The sequence below is a fragment of the Isoptericola sp. NPDC057391 genome (assembly GCF_042668085.1).
Lineage (GTDB): Bacteria > Actinomycetota > Actinomycetes > Actinomycetales > Cellulomonadaceae > Isoptericola.
Genome location: NZ_JBHVBO010000083.1, coordinates 1 through 17286 on the forward strand (window position 1 = coordinate 1; position 17286 = coordinate 17286).

Below are 17286 nucleotides of genomic sequence, written 5' to 3' on the forward strand. Positions count from 1 at the left end.
TATCAAACACACTGTTGAGTTCTCAAACAACCGACGCACACCGCAGAACCAGAACCATCCGTTCCGACCCCGCCGGGGCAACCCCTCAAACTTACCAGACTTTCTCGGCCGTTCCGACCGCCTGTTTCCAGCCGATCGGACCACCCGACGCACGTCGGAAAGCCCCCACACCGGTGCTCGGGGCGCACGAGTGCGACCTGATCCTCGATGTGAGTTCCAGCCCCGCGCGGCCACCTGAGCTCCCCGGTCTCCCGGATCGTGCTCCTCGGTGTCCGTCTCCCTGTCGGGCTGACGTCGTAGAACATTACACGCTCCGCAGCGCCCGGCCAACTCCGCCCGCGGTGACGCCGGGCACACCCCGGACCCACCTCCCGACCAGCGCCGGACACGGGCCTCGCGACGGCCCGGGCGGGTCCAGAATCGTGCCGTGACCACCCCGCAGACCAGCCCTCAGCCCCCGGCGTCCGTCGTCGTCCGGCCCGCCCGCGCCGACGAGAGCGCCCACGTCGCCTGGCTCGCCGCTCTCACGTTCCCGTTGGCGTGCCCGCCCGGGACCCCGGTGGCCACGATGGCCGCGCACGTGGCCGCCCACCTGTCCCCGAGCGCCGTCCGCGCCTGGGTCGCGTCCGACAGGCACGCGCTCCTGGTCGCGGTGGACGAGGAGCACGACGCTCCCGACGGGGACGCGACCACGCCGGTCGGCTACGCACTCGTGTCCTTCGGCGAGCCGGACGGCGACGAGGAGCGCCGCGTGCTGCGCGCCGTCGTGGGCGCGGGTCCGTACGCCGAGCTGTCCAAGATCTACGTGCACCCGGACGCGCTCGGCGGAGGCGTGGCCGGCCGGCTCCTCGACGCGGCCGTCGCGAGCGCCGCCGAGCTCGGCGCCGCCGCGGGAGCCGACGCCCCGCTGTGGCTCGGCACCAACGGGCAGAACGCCCGGGCGCAGGCCTTCTACCGCAAGCACGGCTTCGAGGTCGCCGGCACGCGCACCTACGAGGTCGGCGGTGTGCGGCACGACGACGTGGTCATGATCCGGCCGACGCACGCCCGGCAGGCGTCCGCCTCGAGGTAGGCCCGCGCCGACCTTCCCGGCTCAGCGCTGGGAGAACGCCGCGTCGAACGCGGCCGCCGGCGCGTCGAACGCGAGCCGCCGCACCAGCTCCAGCGCTTCGGGGGCGCCGACCAGGCGGTCCATGCCGGCGTCCTCCCACTCGATCGAGATGGGCCCCGTGTAGCCGATGGTGTTGAGCATCCGGAACGCGTCCTCCCAGGGCACGTCGCCGTGCCCCGTGGAGATGAAGTCCCACCCGCGCCGCGGGTCCGCCCAGGGCAGGTGGGACGACAGGCGCCCGTTGCGGCCGTTGCCCATCCGCTTCTTCGTGTCCTTGCAGTCCACGTGGTAGATGCGGTCCTGGAAGTCCCAGAGGAAGCTCACCGGGTCGAGGTCCTGCCAGACCATGTGCGACGGGTCCCAGTTGAGACCGAACGCCTCGCGGTGCCCGATCGCCTCCAGCGTGCGCACGGTGGTCCAGTAGTCGTAGGCGATCTCGCTGGGGTGCACCTCGTGCGCGAAGCGGACGCCGACATCGTCGAAGACGTCGAGGATCGGGTTCCACCGGTCGGCGAAGTCCTGGTAGCCCGCCTCGACCATCGCCTCCGTGGCCGGAGGGAACATCGCCACGTACTTCCAGATCGACGACCCCGTGAAGCCCACCACCGTGTCCACGCCGAGCCGCGCCGCCAGCCGGGCGGTGTGCTTCATCTCCTCCGCGGCGCGCTGCCGCACCCCCTCGGGGTCGCCGTCGCCCCACACGACGTCCGGCAGGATGTCGCGGTGCCGCTCGTCGATCGGGTCGTCGCAGACGGCCTGGCCCTTGAGGTGGTTGGAGATGGCGTACACCTTCAGCCCGTGCCGCTCCAGCAGGTCGAGGCGGGACTGCACGTACGCGTCGTCGTCCCAGCGCCACGGGTCGAGGTGGTCGCCCCAGCAGGCGAGCTCCAGGCCGTCGTAGCCCCAGCCCGAGGCGAGCCGGGCCACCTCCTCCAGGGGCAGGTCGGCCCACTGGCCCGTGAACAGGGTGATCGGTCGTGCCATGGTGCGGGTCTCCTCGTCGAGATCGGTGACGGTGATGACGGCGGGTGATGACGGCGGGTGATGACGGCGCGGGCTGGTCAGCCCGGCAGGTCGACCCAGGTGTGGCCGGCGTCGGAGCTGCGCTCGACGGCGTCCAGCACGCGCTGCACGGCGAGCCCGTCGGCGAACGACGGCGTCGGCTGCTTGCCGGCCGCCAGGTCCCCGACGAGGTCGACGACCTGGTGGGTGAACGCGTGCTCGTACCCGAGCCCGTGGCCGGCGGGCCACCAGTGCCCGCCGTAGGGGTGCTCCGGCTCGGTGACGACGATGCGGCGGAAGCCCGCCACCTCCGCGTCGTCCTCGGCGTCGAAGTAGTGCAGGAGGTTCATGTCCTCGAAGTCGAAGGCGAGCGACCCGCGGGTGCCGCTGACCTCGAGCCGGATGGCGTTCTTGCGGCCCCAGGCGTAGCGCGTGGCCTCGAAGGTCGCCGTCCCGCCGCCGGAGAGACGCGCGAAGAAGATCGCCGCGTCGTCGACGGTCACCGGGCCCGTGCCCTCCCCCGCCTCGCCCGACAGGCCCGAGAACGACGCGGGCACCGGGCGCTCGCGCACGAACGTCTCGAGCATGCCCGCCACGCCGACCAGCCGTTCCCCGGTGACGAACTGCGCCAGGTCGACGACGTGCGCGCCGATGTCGCCCAGCGCGCCCGAGCCTGCCTTCTCCTTGTCGAGCCGCCACGACAGCGGCGTGGCCGGGTCGGACAGCCAGTCCTGCAGGTACTGGGCGCGCACCTGCCGCACCTCGCCGATCCGGCCCTGCTCGACCAGGCGTCGCGCGAGCTGGATCGCCGGGACGCGGCGGTAGGTGAACCCCACCGCCGCGAACACCCCGCGCGCGGCCGCGGCGTCGGCGGCCCGGACCATCTCCTCCGCCTCGGCCACCGAGTTCGCGAGCGGCTTCTCGCACAGCACGTGCTTGCCCGCCTCGAGCGCCGCGACGGCGATCTCGGCGTGCGTGTCGCCCGGCGTGCACACGTCGACGAGGTCGACGTCGTCCCGGGCGACGAGCTCGCGCCAGTCGGTGACGGCGTCGTCCCAGCCGAGCCGGTCCGCCGCCGCCCGCACCCCGTCGGCGCTGCGGCCCGCCACGACGCGCATCCGCGGGGCGAGCGGGAGGTCGAAGAACCGCGGCGCCGTCCGCCACGCGTGCGAGTGCGCGGCCCCCATGAACGCGTACCCGACCATCCCGACGCCCAGCGTCGGCGTGCCCCCTGCCGTGGCGTGCTCGCTCATCGAGCGACCTCCGTTTCCGTCGTGCTCGTGCTTCCGTGCGTGCGGGTCGTGACCTGCCCCAGGACCTCAGGGACCTAGGACCTCAGGAACGGAACCCGATGGACATGTACTGGTCGACGTTGTCGGCCGTGACGACCGGCGCGTACAGCTGGGTGGTGCGCGGGACGCCGGCGGAGACCAGGTCGCCCATGTTCTTGTTCTGCACCACCAGGCGGGCCAGCTTGATGCCGTCGGCCGCCTGCGTCGACGGGTAGACGACGGTCGCCTGCAGCACCGAGTCGCCGGCCTGGATGTGCTCCATCACGTCGAGCGAGCCGGCGCCGCCGACCATGAAGAACTCGTCGCGGCCGGCGTTCTCGATCGCGGCCAGGACGCCGACGCCCTGGTCGTCGTCGTGGTTCCAGATGGCGTCGATCTGGGGCTCCGCCTGCAGCAGGTTCGACGTCGCCGTCTCGCCGCCCTGCACCGTGAAGTCGGCGGCGACGCGGGCGTCGACGTCGAGGCCGCAGTCGGCCAGAGCGTCCTTGAAGCCCTTGCTGCGGTCCTGCGTGAGGGGCAGCGAGTCGATGCCGGCGATCTCCGCGACGACGGCGTCCGGGTTGTCGCCGAGCTGCTCGCAGATGTAGGTGCCGGCGCTCACCCCCATGCCGTAGTTGTCGCCGAGGATCGTGGCCCGGGCCGCGAACGGGCTGGAGAACTCCCGGTCGACGTTGATGACGGGGATGCCCGCGTCCATCGCCTTGGTGGCGACCTCGGTGAGCGCGGCGCCGTCGAACGGCAGGAGCACGATGGCGTCCACGCCGTCGTTGATGAACTGCTCGACCTGGCTGATCTGGACGTTGACGTCGTTGGTGGCCTCGGCCTGCCGGAGCTCGACGTCGGAGTACTGCTCGGCGGTGTCGACCGCCGACTGGGTGATGGCGCCCATCCAGCCGTGGTCGGCGGCGGGCGCGGAGAAGCCGATGACGACCGTGTCGCCGGGCTCGTCGTTGCCCTCGGCCGCGACCTGCGGGGCGGCCGACGTCTCGTCCTCGGGCGGCTCGTTGCTGGTGCAGCCGGCGGCGAGCAGGACGGCGGTGGCGGCCGTCGCGGCCAGCGCGACGGTGCGTCGGCCGCGGGTAGGACGCTCCAGCGCGGTGCGTGCGGACATGTGATCATCCTCGATTCGGTCCGGCCGTCCCGGGCGGGTGACCCGGTGCGGGTGGTGCGGGGTGTTGCGGGGAGGTCTGGGCGGCGGCGCGTCAGGTGGACGAGGAGCGCCGGGCGAAGCGCTGCTGGAGCAGGACGGCGACCACGATGATCGCGCCCTTGGCGACGTTCTGGGCGGAGATCGACAGGTTGTTGATCGTGAAGACGTTGGTCAGCATCGCGAAGATGAGGACGCCGATCACGGTGCCGACGATCGTGCCGCGGCCGCCGATGAGCAGCGTGCCGCCGACGACGACGGCGGCGATCACCTCGAGCTCGTAGTACAGGCCGTTCGTCGAGCTGCCCGCCGTGGTGCGGCCGAGCATCATCACGCCGGCGATGCCGGCGGTCAGGCCCGAGAGCGCGTAGACGTACAGCAGGTGGCGCTGCACCTTGATGCCCGCGAGCCGCGACGCCTCGAGGTTGCCGCCGACGGCCACCGTGCGGCGGCCGAAGGTCGTGCGGTTGAACAGGAACCAGCCGGCGACGGCGACGACCCCGAAGATCCACACGAGCACCGGGACGCCGATGAGGTCGCCGCGGAAGAAGTCCAGGAACCCGTCCACGCTGACGACCTGCGTCTGCCGGCCCGAGATCATCTCCGCGAGGCCGCGCGCGGCGATCATCATCGCCAGGGTCGCGATGAACGACACCACCTTGCCGTAGGCGATGATCAGGCCGTTGACGACGCCCGCCGCGGTGCCGACCACGAGCGCCGTGAGCACCATGACCGTCCAGTGCACGTCCTCGGCCATCGTCTGCGTGGCGAGGGTGCTGGCCCACACGGACGCCAGGCCGACGAGGGAGCCCACGGACAGGTCGATGCCGCCGGCCGTGATGACGAAGGTCATCCCGATGGCGAGGACGCCGGTCACCGACGCGAGCCGGAGGATGGTCATGACGTTGTCGAGGCTGGCGAAGCGCTCGCCGCCCGTGATCACGCCGACGACGGCGACGAGGACCAGGGCCACGACGAGCCCGATCGTGCGGCCCGCGGGGCCCGACAGCCACGAGGGCCGCGACGTGCCGGCGGACGGCGACTCCACCTGGGTGCTCATGCGGCGGTTCCTTCCATGACGAGGTCGAGCACGCCGTGCTCGTCGATGTCCTGCGCGGGTGCCCGGTGCACCACGCGCCCTTCGGAGACCACGAGCACGTGGTCGGCGAGCCCGAGGACCTCGGGGATCTCGCTGGAGACGACGATCACCGCCGTCCCGGCGTCGGCGAGCCGGCGCACGAGGGCGTAGAGCTCCGACCGCGCGCCGACGTCGACGCCGCGGGTGGGCTCGTCGAGGAGCAGCACGTCGCAGCCGTGGACCAGCCACCGGCCGAGGAGGGCCTTCTGCTGGTTGCCGCCGGACAGGGTGCGCGCCGCGCGGTCCACGTCCGTGGGCCGCAGGTCGAGGGCCGCGACCTGCTCGCGCGCCGCCGCGCGCTCGGCGCGCTCGTCGAGCCAGCCGCCGCGGGCGAACCGGGCGAATGTCGAGAGGGTGACGTTCCGGTAGACGGGCTCGTCGAGGACGAGGCCCTGGCTCTTGCGCTCTTCCGGGGCGAGGCCGACGCGGGCGCTCACGGCCGCGGGCACCGACCCCGGGCGCAGCCGCCGACCGCCCACGTGGACCCGGCCGTTCGTGGCCCGGCGTGCGCCGTAGATCGTCTCGAGGATCTCGGAGCGCCCGGAGCCGACCAGCCCGGCCAGCCCGACGATCTCCCCGGCCCGGACCTGGAACGACACGTCCTCGAACGTGCCGGCGAGGCCGAGGCCCTCGACGTCGAGCACCACGGGGGCCACGTCGGGGACGCCCGGACGCTCCGGGAACGCGTACTCGACGTTGCGCCCGGTCATGAGGCGGATGAGCTCGGCCGTGGGCGTCGTGGCCGCCGGGAGGTCGCGGCCCACCGTGCGCCCGTTCTTGAGGACCGTGATGCGGTCGCCGATCTGGCGGATCTCCTCCAGCCGGTGGGAGATGTACACGACGGCGACGCCCTGCTCGGTGAGCGTGCGGACCACGCGGAAGAGGTTGCGCACCTCTCCGGCGTCGAGCACGGCGGACGGCTCGTCCATGACGATCACACGCGCGTCGTGGGACAGCGCCCGAGCCATGGACACGACCTGCTTGCCGGCGGCGGAGAGCTGCCCGACCTCGCGGTGGGGCGAGATCTCGGGGTGGCCGAGGCGGGTCAGCAGGTCGCGCGTGCGGGCGGCGACCTCGCGGCGCTGGGTGAACCCGCCGCGGGCGAGCTCGTGGCCGAGGAACACGTTCTCCGCCACGGTGAGCCCGTCGACGACGTCGAGCTCCTGGTAGATCGTCGCGACGCCGTGCTTGAGCGCCGCGACCGGGTGCGGGATGGCGATCTCCTCACCGTCGAGCACGATGCGGCCCGCGGTGGGCTGGTGCGCCCCGGCGAGGACCTTGATGAGCGTCGACTTCCCGGCGCCGTTCTGGCCGAGCAGGCAGTGCACCTCCCCCGGCAGCACGTCGAGGTCCACCCCGTCGAGCGCCTTGGCTCCCGGGAAGTGCTTGACGATGCCCTCCATGCGCAGCAGAGGGGCGGGGGCGTCGCTGCCCTCCGGCGGTGCCGCGTCGTCGCGGTCCACGTCGACCATGGGTCTGAACCTAGGGCGCACTTCTGTCGATCGTCAAGCAAAAGACGGGTGTTATTCGATCGTGATTGACTACGGACATGACGGAAGGCGCAGCGGTCGGACCTCGCACCCCCGGGGCCGGCGAGATGTTCCAGCTCCTGCGCGACGGCCGGGCCCGCACCCGCGCCGAGCTCGCGACCCTCACCGGCCAGGCCCGGTCCACGGTCGCCGGGCGGATCGACGCGCTCATGGCGGCGGGCCTCATCGCCCCGGCCGGCGAGGCCACCTCGACCGGCGGGCGCCCGCCCGCCACCTTCGCGTTCAACCCGTCGTCGCAGGTCGTGCTGGGCGTCGACCTCGGCGCCACCCACGCCCGGCTCGCCGTGACCGACCTGGCCTCCACGGTGCTCGCCGAGCTGGACGCGCCCCTGGCCATCGCCGACGGACCGGAGCCCGTGCTCGGCTGGGTGGCCGACACCGGCCGCAAGCTGCTCGAGACCGCCGGCCGCTCCCTCGGCGACCTCGCCGGGGTGGGCGTCGGCCTGCCCGGCCCGGTCGAGCACGCGACCGGGCACCCGAACAACCCGCCGATCATGCCCGGCTGGGACGACGCGGACGTGCCCGGGATCCTCCGCGGCCACTTCGACGCACCGGCGCTCGTCGACAACGACGTGAACATCATGGCGCTCGGCGAGCACCGCATCGCCTGGCCCGACGTCTCCGACCTCATCCTCGTCAAGGTCGCCACCGGCATCGGCGCGGGCATCATCGCCGACGGCGCGCTGCGGCGCGGCGCGCAGGGGGCTGCCGGCGACGTCGGACACATCGCCGTCCCCGGCGCGGAGGACATCGTGTGCCGCTGCGGCAACGTCGGCTGCCTCGAGGCGATCGCGAGCGCGCAGGCCCTCGCCGTGCGGCTGCGCGCCGAGGGCCTCGACGTGTCCGGGCCCGCGGACGTCGTCGCGCTGGTCCGCGGCGGCGACGTCACCGCCGGGCGGGCCGTGCGCCAGGCCGGCCGCGAGATCGGCAGCGTGCTCGCGGCGACCGTCAGCCTGCTCAACCCGTCCGTCATCGTGCTCGGGGGAATCCTCGCCGAGGCGGGCGAGCACCTGCTGGCCGGGATCCGCGAGGTGGTCTACCGGCGGTCGCTGCCGCTGGCCACCCAGCACCTGCGCATCGCCGTCGCCCGCACCGGGGCGCAGGCGGGCGTGCTCGGCGCCGCCGCGATGGCCGCCGACCACGCCCTGTCCCCCGAGGCCGTGGACGCACTCACCGCGTGACGCCCCCGGGTCAGCCGGTCGCCGTCCGCAGGTAGGCCACCAGGGCGGCACGCGCCTCGGCGGCCATGCGCTCCCGCTCGTCGCCCGACGCCGCCACCACGAGCGGCATCGTCGCCCGGACGAGCTGTGTCGCGACGACGGACACGCGCCGGGCGTCGTCAGGAGCGAGGCGCGGCGCGCGCGCAGCGACCAGCCGGGCGGCACGCTCGTGGATCGACGCGTCCAGCGGCGCCGTCGCCTCGGCCAGACCGGGCGGCGGGTCCGTCCGCGCGAAGAGCGTCTTGAACGCGGGGTGCGCCACGTTGAACGCGACGACCGGGTCGAGGACGCGGCGCACGAGGTCCTCGAGCGTGAGCACCGTGGGGTCGACGCCGTCGAACGCCGCCGCCTGGAGCTCGGCGAGCCCGGCCGCGTACCGCTCGGCCAGCCCGTGGGCGATCTCGTCCTTGTTGCGGAAGTACTGGTAGAGCGAGCCGGGCGAGATGCCCGCCTCCCTGGCGACCGCGTTGGTCGTGGCGGCGTCGTACCCGTCGCGGACGAACACCTGCGCCGCGGCCCCGAGGATCTCTTCGATCCGCCGCTGCCCGCGCGCCTGGCGCCGCGGCGTCGACGCGCCTGCGGACGCCTCGTCGGAACTGGTCATGTCCTCCCCTCTCGACAAACGCGAGCGATCGCTCGTATTCTCCGAAATACGAACAAGTGCTCGCGTTCACGCTACAGGAGGCCGCTGTGCTCGAGATCCTCGCCCGGACCGTGACCCGCCACCCGAGGCGCGTCGTCGCCGTGACCTGCCTGGTGCTCCTCGCCCTGTCGGCCGCCGCCGCCGGGGTCGTGGGCGCCCTCTCCCTCAACCGCTACGAGGCGCCGGGGTCGGAGTCGTTGGCGGCACGCGAGGCCCTGGCCGCCTCGGGGCGGGGCAGCCCGAACGTCGCGCTCCTCGTCGAACCCTGGGGGCGCGACGCGACCGTGGACGACCCGGCGGTCGAGGCGGCCGCGCTCCAGGTCGTGGGCGACCTCGAGTCCGTCCCGGGCGTCGGCGACGTGTGGTCCGCGTGGGACCCCGCGACGCCGGACACCCTGGTGAGCGACGACCGCACGGCCGGGCTCGTGCTCGCCTGGGCCCCGGGCGACGCCGACCGTGTGCGCGGCACGGTGCTGCCGGCGATCGAGGACCACGTGCTCGCCGGCGTGCCCCGGGACGGCCCCGTGACGGTCACCCTCGGCGGGGGCGACCAGGTGTTCCGGGTCGCCGCCGAGCAGGCCCGCACCGACTTCCTGCGGGCCGAGCTCGTCGTGATCCCCCTGGTCGGCCTGCTCCTGTGGGCCGTCTACCGGCGGCTCGGGGTCGCGCTGGTGACCCTCGCCACCGGTGTGCTCGCGGTGGTGGGCACCCTCGCAGCGCTGCGCGCGGTCGCGGCCTTCACCGACGTCTCGACGTTCGCCTCCAACATCGCGCTCGTCCTGGGCATCGGGCTGGGCGTCGACTACGGGCTCTTCATGGTCTACCGGTTCCGGGAGGAGCTCGCGGCCGGCGACGGCGTGGCGGACGCCGTGCGCCGTGCGGTGCGGGCCGCCGGACGGACGATCGCGTTCAGCGGGCTCACCGTCGCGGCGGCCCTCGCCGTGCTCCTCGTCTTCCCGTTCCCGTTCCTGTCGTCCTTCGCGTACGCCGGGATCGCGGTGGTGCTCAGCGCGCTTCTGGCGTCGGTCGTCTTCCTGCCCGCGGCGCTCACGCTCCTCGGCCGACGGGTGCTGCCCCGGGGCACGCCGTCCGACGGCGCCCTCTGGCGCCGGACCGTCGAGCGCGTCACCTCCCGGCCGCTCGCGTGGGGCGGCGCGGGGCTCGCGGTCCTGGTGCTGCTGGGTGCCCCCGCGCTCGGCATCACGTTCGGGGCGCCCGACGACCGTGTGCTGCCGTCCGGCTCCCCGGTCCGCGCGATGTACGACACGGTCCGGGCCGACTTCCGCACCGAGGAGGCCGACGCGCTGCAGGTGGTGCTGCCGCACGCCGACGCCGGCGACGCGGCGGCCGTCGCCGCCCATGCCGCCCGGCTGTCGGGGCTGCCGGGCGTCGAGCGTGTCGACGCGGCGGCCGGGTCGTGGGCCCGGGGCGAGCCCGTCGCTCCGTCCGGGACGGCGTCCCGGTTCACGCTCGCCGACGGCGGCACCTGGGTGTCCGTCGTCCCCACCGGGGAGGCCCTCGCCGAGGACCCCACGGGCCTGGTCGCGGCCGTCCGGGACGCCGTGGCGCCGACGGAGCTCGGCGCCGCCCTCGTCGGCGGCTACCCCGCGGACCTCGCCGACTACCGGGACGGCGTCGCGGAACGGCTGCCGCTCGTCGCCGCACTCGTCGTGCTGGTCACGCTGGTGGTGCTGTTCGCCATGACCGGGTCGGTGGTGGTCCCGGCGATCGCCGGGGTGCTCAACGTGCTCAGCCTGTCGGTGATGTTCGGCGTGCTCGTCGCCGGCTTCCAGGAGGGGCTGCTGGCCGGCGTGCTGGGGTTCGAGGCCACCGGGACCATCGAGCCGAGCATCCCGCTGCTGATGTTCTGCATCGCCTACGGGCTGTCCATGGACTACCAGGTCTTCCTCCTGGCGCGCGTGCAGGAGGAGTACCGCCGCTCCGGGGACGCCCTCGGCGCCGTACCGCGCGGCGTCGCCCGCTCCGCCCCGCTGGTCACCGCGGCCGCCATCATCCTCGCCGCGTCGTTCGCGGTCTACGCGACCAGCGGCATCACCTTCCTGCAGCAGCTCGGTATCGGCATGGCCGTGGCCGTGCTCGTCGACGCCACGATCGTGCGGGGCGTGCTGCTGCCCGCGGCACTCGGCCTCGTCGGCGACGCCGCCTGGTGGTCGCCCGCGCCGCTGCGACGCCTCGCGCGCCGCTGGCGGCTCGGGGAGGCCGAGGGACCCGCGCCCGCACCCGCGGCGCCCCCCGTCCTCGTCGGCGACGCCTGACGGCCGTACCAGCGCTGGTCAGCGCTGCTCGAGGACGCCGACGTGCAGGTCCAGCAGCGCCGCCGTGCGCTCGCTCGGGCCGCGGCCGAAGCCGCACTCCGTCGCGACGCCGACCGTCCGGTCGCCCAGGACCTGCGCCGCCGCGGCGAGGCGGCGCGTCGCGCCCTCGACGCCGTCCTCGTGGTGCAGGACGCCGAGGTAGAGCTCGGTGGCCGGGTCCAGCGCGAGGCCGCCGAGCGGCGCGACGTACGCGACGTCGTCCCTGTCGATCGGCACCGGCAGGTGCACCCAGGTGATCGGGCGCGGGAGGGCCGTGACCAGGGCGTTCGCCATCTCCACGAGGTGACCGGTGTCCGCGGGCTCGACGAAATGCTTCTCCGCCACGTCGCCGTAGCAGAGGTGGAAGCCGAGCTCGACGCCCGGCGGGACGTGCGCCGCGAACCGCGCCGCGCGCGCGGCGGCGCCCTGGACGACGTCCTCGTCGCCGCCCGCGGCACGGTCGAACCAGGCCCGGGCCGCGCCGCCGCCGAGGTTCGCGCCCTCGACGAAGGCGAACTCCGTGGCGAGGTCGACCTGGACGGCGAGGTCCTCCGACGGCACCGCCGCGAGGATCTCCTCGAGCTCGCGCACGAGCGCCGCCTCGTAGACCGGGTGCACGGCGGCGCGGTCGGCCGGTGCGACGAACGTGGTGACGGCGGCCAGCGGTGAGGGCAGGCACACCTGGAACCGCGTGCCCGGCGCGATGACGCCCTCGGCCCGCAGCGCGACGAAGTCGGCGTACGACGCGCGCGCCGCCTCCGCGTACCCGAGGGGGCCGAAGCGCAGCTCGTCGGCGGGCACCGAGCCGTCCAGCACGTGCGGCCGCACGTCGAAGCCCGCCACGACGACGGGCTGGTCGCCCACGCGGGACAGGCCCTCGACCGCCTCGAACCGCGAGCCCTGGAACAGGATCCAGTGGAACCGCTCGCCCACCTCGCCGTCGGGGATGCGGCGGGCGTGCGAGCCGAGCCGCGTCGCGACGGTGCGCAGGGTGTCGCGCGCCGAGGGGAGGTTCACGGAGCCCACGAGGTGGGCGCCGCGCAACGTCAGGGTCGAGGTGGTCTGGTTCGGGGCGAGCGTGTCCGGCACCCGCGCATCGTAGCCCCGGGCGTCAGTCGGCCCCCTCGCCGTCCGCGGCGCTGGCAGCGCCCTCGCCCACGGCGGCCGGGCCGCCCTCGAGCAGGCGCGTGAACCCGTCCTCGTCGAGGATCGGCAGGCCGAGCTCCTCGGCCTTGGCCGCCTTCGAGCCCGCGTTCTCGCCGACGACGACGTAGTCGGTCTTCTTCGAGACGGACCCGGCCGCCTTGCCGCCCGCGGCGAGGATCGCCTCCTTCGCGCCGTCCCGGCTGTACCCCTCGAGCGAACCCGTGACCACGACCGTCAGGCCGGCGAGCGGACCGGTCGGCCCCTCGTCCGCCGCCGCCGCCATCGCGGCGGGGCCCGGGTGGTCGGGGATCCAGGTGCGCACCCCGGCGGCCTGCCAGCGGTCGACGATCTCGCGGTGCCACTCGACGTCGAACCAGGCCAGCAGGGCGTCCGCGATGATGGGGCCGACGCCCTCCACGGCGGCCAGCTCCTCGCGCGACGCGGCGCGGATCGCGTCGAGCGAGCCGAACCAGCCCGCGAGCGCCCGGGCGGCCACGGGCCCGACGTGCCGGATGTTGAGGCTGACCAGGATGCGCCACAGGTCCTTGGTCTTCGCGAGCTCCAGCTCGTCGAGGAGCTTGGTGGCCGCGGCCGTCGGCTCGAAGGCCGGCAGGGCCTCCCCCGCCGCCTCGGCCTCGGCGCGGCGGGCCCTGGTGATCGTGACCTTCTTGCGGAACGGCGTGCGTCGCCGCGCGACGCCGTCGTCGTCGACCTTGGGCAGGCCCGTCTCGGCGTCGCGCACCACGACCTCGATCGGCAGCAGCTCGTCCAGCGTGAGCTCGAACAGCCCGGCCTCGGTGCGCAGGGGCGGCACCTCGGGCACCTCGGGCTGCGTGAGGGCCGACGCCGTCACCTCTCCCAGCACCTCGACGTCGAGCCCGCCGCGCGAGCCGATGTGCTCGACCCGGCCGCGCACCTGCGCCGGGCACGACTCGGCGTTGGGGCAGCGCAGGTCGACGTCGCCCTCCTTCATCGCCCGCAGCGGGGTGCCGCACTCGGGGCACTCGGCGGGCATGACGAACTCCTCGCGCGGGTAGCCGTCGTCGGCCAGCGCCGTCACCGGGCCGAGGATCTCGGGGATGACGTCGCCCGCCTTGCGCAGCACGACCATGTCGCCGATGCGCACGCCCTTGGCCTTCACCACGTCCTGGTTGTGCAGGGTGGCCTGCCGCACCGTGGAGCCCGCCACCAGGACCGGCTCCATCACGGCGTACGGGGTGGCCCGGCCGGTGCGGCCGACGCCCACCTGGATCGCCACGAGGCGGGTGGTGACCTCCTCCGGCGGGTACTTGTAGGCGATGGCCCAGCGGGGGGCGCGGCTCGTGGCGCCGAGGCGGCGCTGGTCGCCCAACGCGTCGACCTTGACCACGATGCCGTCCAGCTCGTGCTCGATGTCGTGCCGATGGGCGCCGAACCACTCGATCATCTCGACCACGCCGTCGATGCCCTCGACCACGCGGTTGTGGGGCGAGACGGGCAGCCCCCAGCGGGCGAAGTGCTCGTACGCCTCGGACTGCCGGGCCAGCTCCGTGTGCTCCCCGGCCGTCCACTGCAGCGCGCCGATGCCGTGCACGTACAGGCGCAGCGACTCGACGCGGGCGATCCCGGCCTCGAGCTCCATGCCGTCCTTCTTGTCCAGCAGCTGCCGCAGCCCGCCCGCGGCGGCGTTGCGCGGGTTCGCGAACTGCGGGAAGCGGCGGAGCGCCGCGACGCGGGCGCGCTCCTCGTCGAACGGGCGCGCGGCCGTCGCCCGGCCGTCGTGCCGTGCCCGGGCCTCCGCCACGACGCGGTCGCGCAGCTCCGCCTGCAGCGCGTTGAGCCGCTCGAACGACGCGACGGGGATGAAGACCTCGCCGCGGATCTCGACGAGGTCGGGGTGGCCGTCGCCGGCCAGCCGCCGCGGGATGTCGGCGATCCGCAGCGCGTTCTGCGTGACGTCCTCGCCCGTGCGGCCGTCGCCGCGGGTCGCCGCGCGCACGAGGCGGCCCTTCTCGTACAGCAGGGCGATGGCGAGCCCGTCGATCTTCACCTCGGACAGGTAGCCGACGTGCTCCGCCCCCAGGTCACGGGCCACGCGCGCGTCCCACGCCCGCAGCTCGTCGACCGAGAACACGTTGTCGAGGCTGAGCATGCGCTCCACGTGCTCGACCGTCGCGAAGCCGGCGGCGGCCGCGCCGCCGACCCGCTGCGTCGGCGACTCGGGAGTCTGCAGCGCCGGGTGCGCGGCCTCGATCGCCTCCAGCTCGTGCATCCGCGCGTCGTACTCGGCGTCGGACACCCGGGGGGCGTCCTCCTCGTAGTACGCGCGCTGGTCCTCCTCGACGAGCGCGACCAGCTCCGCCCAGCGGCGCTGTGCCGCGGCTTCGTCGAGCACTGGGTCGAGCGCTGGGTCGAGGCCTGTGTTCTCGGTCTCCGTCACGGGCCCATCTTGCCGTGCGCCGCCGACACCTCGCCCGGCGGTTAGGGTGCCGAGCATGAGCGCCGAGCCCGTCGAGACCGCCCCTCCCGTCACCCCGTCGACACCGCTCGACCCGACCCGGCCGGACCCGTTCGCGTGGCTCGAGGAGGTCGAGGGCGCCGAGGCGCTGGCGTGGGTGCGCGGCCGCAACGACCACGCGCACGCGACCCTCGGCGCCGACCCGGGCTTCGCCGCGACGGAGGCGGCGGTCCGCGAGGTGCTCGACTCCGACGAGCGCATCCCCGACGTATCCCGGATCGGCGACCACCTGTACAACTTCTGGCGCGACGCCTCGCACGAGCGCGGCCTGTGGCGGCGCACCACCCTCGACTCCTACCGCACGGACGCCCCGGACTGGGAGACCGTGCTCGACCTCGACGCCCTCGCCACGGCGGAGGGCGAGAGCTGGGTGTGGCACGGCGCGTCGCTGCTGCGCCCCACGCCGGAGCAGCTCGCGGCGGGCGAGCCGTGGCGCCGCGCGCTGGTCGACCTCTCCCCCGGCGGCTCGGACGCGGACGTCACGCGCGAGTTCGACCTGGTCGCCAAGCGGTTCGTCCCGGCCGCCGAGGGCGGCTTCGAGCGCGACACCGCCCGCGAGGACGGCCGCACCGGCGCCAAGGGCGGCCTGGCCTGGGCCGACGAGGACACGGTCTACGTCTTCACCGACCTCGGCCCGGGCACGACGACGCCGTCGGGCTACCCGCGGACGGTGCGGCTGTGGCGGCGCGGGACGGCGCTCGAGGACGCGCCGCTCGTGTACGAGGGCACCCACGACGACATGTACATCTCCGCGCGACGCTCGCGCACGCCGGGCTTCGAGCGCGACCTCGTGAGCCGCTCGATCGCCTTCTACCGGTCGGAGACGTTCCTCGTCGAGGCGGTCGGCACCCCCGAGCAGCGGCTGGTGAAGATCGACGTGCCCGAGTCCGCGGAGGTCGGCTTCCACCGCGAGTGGCTGCTGGTCGAGCTGCGCGACGACTGGGCGCCCGCGGGCACCACCTACGCCGCCGGCTCGCTGCTGGCCGCGCCGGCGGACGCGTTCCTCGCCGGCTCGCGCGACCTCACCGTCCTGTTCGAGCCCACGGCGTCGACGTCGCTGGTCGGCGCCTCGTGGACGCGCCACCACCTGGTCGTCAACGTGCTCGACGACGTGAAGAACGCCGTGCACGTGCTCACCCCGCCGGCCGAGGCCGCGGCCGGCGTCGCGTGGACGCGCTCGGAGCTGCCGCTCGGCGGCGGCCTGGTCACCGTCGGCGTGCGCGCCGTCGACCCCGTCGACAGCGACGACGTCTGGGTCACGACCACCGGGTACCTCACGCCGTCCACGCTCGCGCTCGCGACCGTCGCCGGGCCCGGCGCGGAGCCGGGCGAGCCCGAGCCGCTGAAGGCCGCGCCGGCCTACTTCGACGCGGACGGCATGGTCGCGGTGCAGCACTTCGCCACCTCGGACGACGGCACCCGCGTGCCGTACTTCGTCGTGGGCCGCCAGGACCTGGTCGAGCCGGCCGACCTGACGACGCCGGGCACGGCGCCCACGCTGCTGTACGGCTACGGCGGCTTCGAGATCCCGCTGCTGCCGGGCTACTCCGGCACCGTCGGGCGGGCGTGGCTCGCCCGCGGCGGCGTGTACGTCGTCGCGAACATCCGCGGCGGCGGCGAGTACGGCCCGGCGTGGCACCAGGCCGCGCTGCGCGAGCGGCGGCACCGGGCGTACGAGGACTTCGCGGCCGTCGCGCGCGACCTCGTGGCCCGCGGCATCACGACGCCCGAGCACCTCGGCGCGCAGGGCGGCTCCAACGGCGGCCTGCTGGCCGGGAACATGCTCACGCAGTACCCCGACCTGTTCGGCGCGGTCGTGGTGCAGGTGCCGCTGCTCGACATGAAGCGCTATTCGCACCTGCTCGCGGGCGCGTCGTGGGTCGCGGAGTACGGCGACCCCGACACCGAGGACTGGGAGTTCGTCCGCACCTTCTCGCCGTACCACCTGCTCGACGCCGACCGCGCCTACCCGCCCGTGCTGTTCACGACGTCGACCAAGGACGACCGCGTGCACCCGGGCCACGCGCGCAAGATGGCGGCGCTGATGCTGGCCGCCGGGCCTGCCGGCGACCAGGACGTGACCTACTACGAGAACGTCGAGGGCGGCCACGGCGGCGCGGCCAACAACGCGCAGGCCGCGCACATGTCCGCCCTCGCCTGGACCTTCCTGCACGACCGCCTCGCCTGACCCCGACGTCGTTGTGGGTGGGCTCGTGGCCCGGTTT

General features: G+C 74.3%; 12 protein-coding genes. 4 read left to right on the top strand and 8 right to left on the bottom strand.

Going from position 1 to position 17286, the window contains the following annotated elements; genetic code table 11:
- The first annotated feature begins 427 nt into the window (after positions 1-427).
- Positions 428-1072 carry a GNAT family N-acetyltransferase gene (locus ACFUVW_RS11930; protein WP_430571541.1) on the top strand — a complete coding sequence of 215 codons (645 nt, stop codon included), beginning with the start codon at positions 428-430 and terminating at the stop codon, positions 1070-1072.
- A 21-nt stretch (positions 1073-1093) separates the two neighbouring features.
- Here the strand turns inward: ACFUVW_RS11930 and ACFUVW_RS11935 are convergent, their stop codons facing one another.
- The 5 genes from ACFUVW_RS11935 to ACFUVW_RS11955 all read right to left on the bottom strand — a co-directional run bounded on the left by ACFUVW_RS11935 (position 1094) and on the right by ACFUVW_RS11955 (position 7162).
- Positions 1094-2095, bottom strand: coding sequence for a sugar phosphate isomerase/epimerase family protein (locus ACFUVW_RS11935; protein WP_430571542.1), 1002 nt, complete (start codon positions 2093-2095; stop codon positions 1094-1096).
- Positions 2096-2172: 77 nt separating this feature from the next.
- The gene (locus ACFUVW_RS11940) at positions 2173-3366 is read right to left on the bottom strand and encodes a Gfo/Idh/MocA family protein (RefSeq protein ID WP_430571543.1); all 1194 of its coding nucleotides are present in this window, start codon (positions 3364-3366) and stop codon (positions 2173-2175) included.
- 82 nt (positions 3367-3448) lie between these two features.
- Positions 3449-4516 (bottom strand): substrate-binding domain-containing protein, encoded by a 1068-nt coding sequence (locus ACFUVW_RS11945; protein ID WP_430571544.1) that lies wholly within the window; start codon positions 4514-4516, stop codon positions 3449-3451.
- Between the two features lie 91 nt (positions 4517-4607).
- Entirely contained in the window at positions 4608-5612 is a 1005-nt protein-coding gene (locus ACFUVW_RS11950; protein WP_430571545.1) for an ABC transporter permease, read from the bottom strand.
- Positions 5609-7162 carry a sugar ABC transporter ATP-binding protein gene (locus ACFUVW_RS11955; protein WP_430571546.1) on the bottom strand — a complete coding sequence of 518 codons (1554 nt, stop codon included), beginning with the start codon at positions 7160-7162 and terminating at the stop codon, positions 5609-5611. Before ACFUVW_RS11955 ends, ACFUVW_RS11950 begins: the two co-directional genes overlap by 4 nt.
- Positions 7163-7239: 77 nt before the next feature.
- On the opposite strand from ACFUVW_RS11955, the gene ACFUVW_RS11960 reads away from it, so the two are divergent.
- Positions 7240-8421 (top strand): ROK family transcriptional regulator, encoded by a 1182-nt coding sequence (locus tag ACFUVW_RS11960; protein WP_430571547.1) that lies wholly within the window; start codon positions 7240-7242, stop codon positions 8419-8421.
- Between the two features lie 10 nt (positions 8422-8431).
- Here ACFUVW_RS11960 and ACFUVW_RS11965 read toward each other — a convergent pair whose 3' ends face one another.
- Positions 8432-9064 (bottom strand): TetR/AcrR family transcriptional regulator, encoded by a 633-nt coding sequence (locus ACFUVW_RS11965; RefSeq protein WP_430571548.1) that lies wholly within the window; start codon positions 9062-9064, stop codon positions 8432-8434.
- Between the two features lie 86 nt (positions 9065-9150).
- On the opposite strand from ACFUVW_RS11965, the gene ACFUVW_RS11970 reads away from it, so the two are divergent.
- Entirely contained in the window at positions 9151-11379 is a 2229-nt protein-coding gene (locus ACFUVW_RS11970; RefSeq protein WP_430571549.1) for an MMPL family transporter, read from the top strand.
- An 18-nt stretch (positions 11380-11397) separates the two neighbouring features.
- Here ACFUVW_RS11970 and ACFUVW_RS11975 read toward each other — a convergent pair whose 3' ends face one another.
- Positions 11398-12507 carry a hypothetical protein gene (locus ACFUVW_RS11975; RefSeq protein WP_430571550.1) on the bottom strand — a complete coding sequence of 370 codons (1110 nt, stop codon included), beginning with the start codon at positions 12505-12507 and terminating at the stop codon, positions 11398-11400.
- A gap of 22 nt (positions 12508-12529) precedes the next feature.
- Entirely contained in the window at positions 12530-15040 is a 2511-nt protein-coding gene (gene ligA / locus ACFUVW_RS11980) for an NAD-dependent DNA ligase LigA (RefSeq protein ID WP_430571551.1), read from the bottom strand.
- On the opposite strand from ligA, the gene ACFUVW_RS11985 reads away from it, so the two are divergent.
- Complete coding sequence (locus tag ACFUVW_RS11985) at positions 15039-17249, top strand: prolyl oligopeptidase family protein (RefSeq protein ID WP_430571552.1); 2211 nt, start codon at positions 15039-15041, stop codon at positions 17247-17249. The two genes, ligA and ACFUVW_RS11985, sit on opposite strands and share 2 nt — an antisense overlap.
- Positions 17250-17286: the final 37 nt, after the last annotated feature.